The sequence below is a fragment of the Pseudomonas sp. HMWF006 genome (assembly GCF_003061205.1).
Taxonomy (GTDB): domain Bacteria; phylum Pseudomonadota; class Gammaproteobacteria; order Pseudomonadales; family Pseudomonadaceae; genus Aquipseudomonas; species Aquipseudomonas monsensis.
In genome coordinates this window covers 1-2,887 of record NZ_QAIU01000471.1, presented here as the reverse complement: position 1 = coordinate 2,887, position 2,887 = coordinate 1, and the positions used below count along the sequence as shown (strand labels likewise).

Genomic DNA, 2,887 nt, shown 5'->3' with positions numbered 1-2,887 from the left:
GGTTGAGCCGTGAAACCCTGCAACAGCGTTTCATTGGCAGCGGCATCGTCACTCGTTACTACAACCCGGAAATCCACATCGGCGCGTTCGCCTTGCCGCAGTACGTGCTGCAGGCGATCAACAAGCCAAGCAACGACTGACTGAGTGAAGGGATTGTCTGTGGCGAGGGGATAAATCCCCTCGGCCCAAAAGTTTTCCAACCACCAACGTGATATTTTTTTCATGTTCGGCAGATGTATTCCTTTTGAACGATCAATCTCGCCAAAAGTCGAGATAGAAGTAAGCCCATTTACGGGTTTGATCGAGGAGGCACCGATGCAAAAGTGGAAAGTCACTTTCGTGGACGATCATGGTGAAATTGTCGATGAGGTGTTCGAGCAGGCGGAATGCCCCAGTGATGACGAGGCCGCTCGAATGGTCAAGGCGCGGTTGCTTCCTGTCGCCGCCGAACTGGATCTGAACGATCTGGAAGGGCGTACCGCCGATGCTGGTGTCAAAAGCCTGAAAAGCCAGAACAGCATCGAAATCCGTAGCATCACGCCAATCTGAAATTCTTCTTGTCACCTGAAGCACCAGGCCTTGGCAGCGGCTCTATCTTGGGGCTACTCTGCAAGCGAGATCAGCGAACGGATCGCTAAGGTCTGGTCTTGTCAGCTACATGCTTGTTTCCCGCGTGCAACCACGTTGCCGCAGTACTTTGGCCAGAGGCCCGGGGCGGGAATACGGAAAGTCTATCCATCTATCTGAGGGGGACGATTCATGAGCACAGCCTATCAAGAAGACATCAGCAGCAATGTTCTGCGCCGCATGAAAGAAGGCGGGTTCGATTTTTCCCGTTTTCATCCCATCGAGTTCTACGCCATTTTCCCGGACGAGGAGCGGGCGCGCAGGGCGGCAGGCAAGTTTCGCGGTGAATCCATCAATGCTCAGGTCAGTGCGCGCGACGATGGCGCCTGGTCGCTGGAATTGAGCAAAGTGATGTATGCAACGTATGACGACATTGGCGATTTCGAGCAGGGTTTCTCTGCCGTGGTCGAGCCGCTGGGCGGCATCATCGAAGGCTGGGGCGTCAAGCAGGAGGTGCGCAACCGCTATCGTCTGAACTGATCTCCGGTTACAGGTATCGGGCAACGGCTGACCTTCGGGTCGGCCGTTGTCGTTTCCAGAGATCAAAAGATCACAGCCTTCGGCAGCTCCTGCAACAGTCACCCGCAGGAACGGCCAAAGGCTGCGATTTTGCTTTTACTTTCAAAACATTTCAAACGGGCAAAAAAAAGCCACCGCAGAGGGTGGCTGAAAGGGAAGACCGATAAGCCGGGGAAACCGGTCAGGGTTAAGGCCTGCGGGACTGCGGTCACAGTCCGGATTGGTTGGGCTGAACATTTCACCAGGGAAATTGTGCAGCGGATGCGCGGATTATCCGCAGCCGGCACCGGGCAGTGAAATCAACTCTGACTATGCTGGTGATAGGCGCTGCAATGCGTCGCAATGAAGCGGGGGCAATCAGGTTGGGGCATTTGCCGCACAGGAATGGTGCGGTGCCTGCGGCGTCATTATCCAACCGATTGAAATCAAAGCGTTTATGCCGATGGCACGGGCCTTGCGAAGGCCTGTAGGTCCGGGTGACAAGGAGTACGGCATGATCCGCACCTATTTTGATGAAATGTACGATGCCGGCGGCCTGGTTCGCCCGCATTACCGGGAGTTCGCGCGCTGGCTGGCCGACACGCCTGACGAGTTGCTGGCACAACGGCGACGCGAGGCTGACTTGCTGTTCCACCGTGCCGGGATCACCTTCACGCTCTACGGGGACGAGCAGGGCACCGAGCGCCTGATTCCTTTCGACACGATTCCGCGCAGCATTCCCGCCAGCGAATGGCGGATTGTCGAGCGCGGGTGTATCCAGCGAGTCAAGGCGCTGAACATGTTTCTCGCCGACCTTTATCACGAGCAGCGCATCATCAAGGCCGGGATCATTCCCGCCGAACAAGTGCTGGCCAACGAGCAATACCAGTTGGCGATGCAAGGGCTGGATCTGCACCGCGATATCTACTCGCACATTTCCGGCGTCGATCTGGTGCGCGATGGCGACGGCACTTACTACGTGCTCGAAGACAACCTGCGGACCCCGAGCGGCGTGAGCTACATGCTCGAAGACCGCAAGATGATGATGCGTCTGTTCCCCGAGCTGTTCGCCGCCCAGCGCATCGCGCCCATCGACCACTATCCGAATCTGTTGCTCGACACCCTGAAAAGCTCCAGCCCCATCGACGACCCGAGCGTGGTGGTGCTGACGCCGGGGCGCTTCAACAGTGCGTTCTTCGAGCATGCGTTTCTGGCGCGGGAGATGGGCGTCGAGCTGGTGGAGGGCGCGGATCTGTTCGTGCGCGACGACAAAGTCTTCATGCGCACCACCGACGGGCCAAAACCGGTGGACGTGATCTACCGTCGCCTCGACGACGCGTTCCTCGATCCGCTGGCGTTCAACCCCGACTCGATGCTCGGTGTACCGGGACTGCTGTCGTCCTATCGCTCCGGCAATGTCGTGCTGGCCAACGCCATCGGTACCGGGGTGGCGGACGATAAATCGGTGTATCCGTTCGTCACTGACATGATCCGTTTTTATCTCGACGAAGAACCGATCCTGAAGAACGTGCCGACCTGGCAATGCCGCAACCCGTCCGAACTGTCCCACGTACTGGCCAATCTGCCGGAGCTGGTGGTCAAGGAAACCCAGGGCTCCGGTGGATACGGAATGCTCGTCGGGCCGGCATCAACGACCGCGGAAATCGACGCGTTCCGCGAGCGGATCAAGGCCAAGCCGCACGCCTACATCGCACAACCGACGCTGTCGCTGTCGACCTGTCCGACCTTTGTCGAAAACGGC

General features: G+C 57.9%; 3 protein-coding genes and 1 pseudogene. All 4 read left to right on the top strand.

Annotated features, from left to right (window positions below; genetic code table 11):
• Positions 1-140 (top strand): annotated as a pseudogene (locus tag DBR24_RS33070) (polyamine aminopropyltransferase); the annotation flags it as partial.
• Between the two features lie 175 nt (positions 141-315).
• Positions 316-549 (top strand): hypothetical protein, encoded by a 234-nt coding sequence (locus DBR24_RS20570; protein WP_123467361.1) that lies wholly within the window; start codon positions 316-318, stop codon positions 547-549.
• A gap of 210 nt (positions 550-759) precedes the next feature.
• Positions 760-1,107, top strand: a complete 348-nt coding sequence (locus tag DBR24_RS20565) for a ribonuclease E inhibitor RraB (protein WP_003223226.1) — start codon at positions 760-762, stop codon at positions 1,105-1,107.
• A gap of 532 nt (positions 1,108-1,639) precedes the next feature.
• Positions 1,640-2,887 (top strand): circularly permuted type 2 ATP-grasp protein (locus DBR24_RS20560; protein ID WP_146189089.1); only part of this gene is annotated, 1,248 nt, incomplete at its 3' end.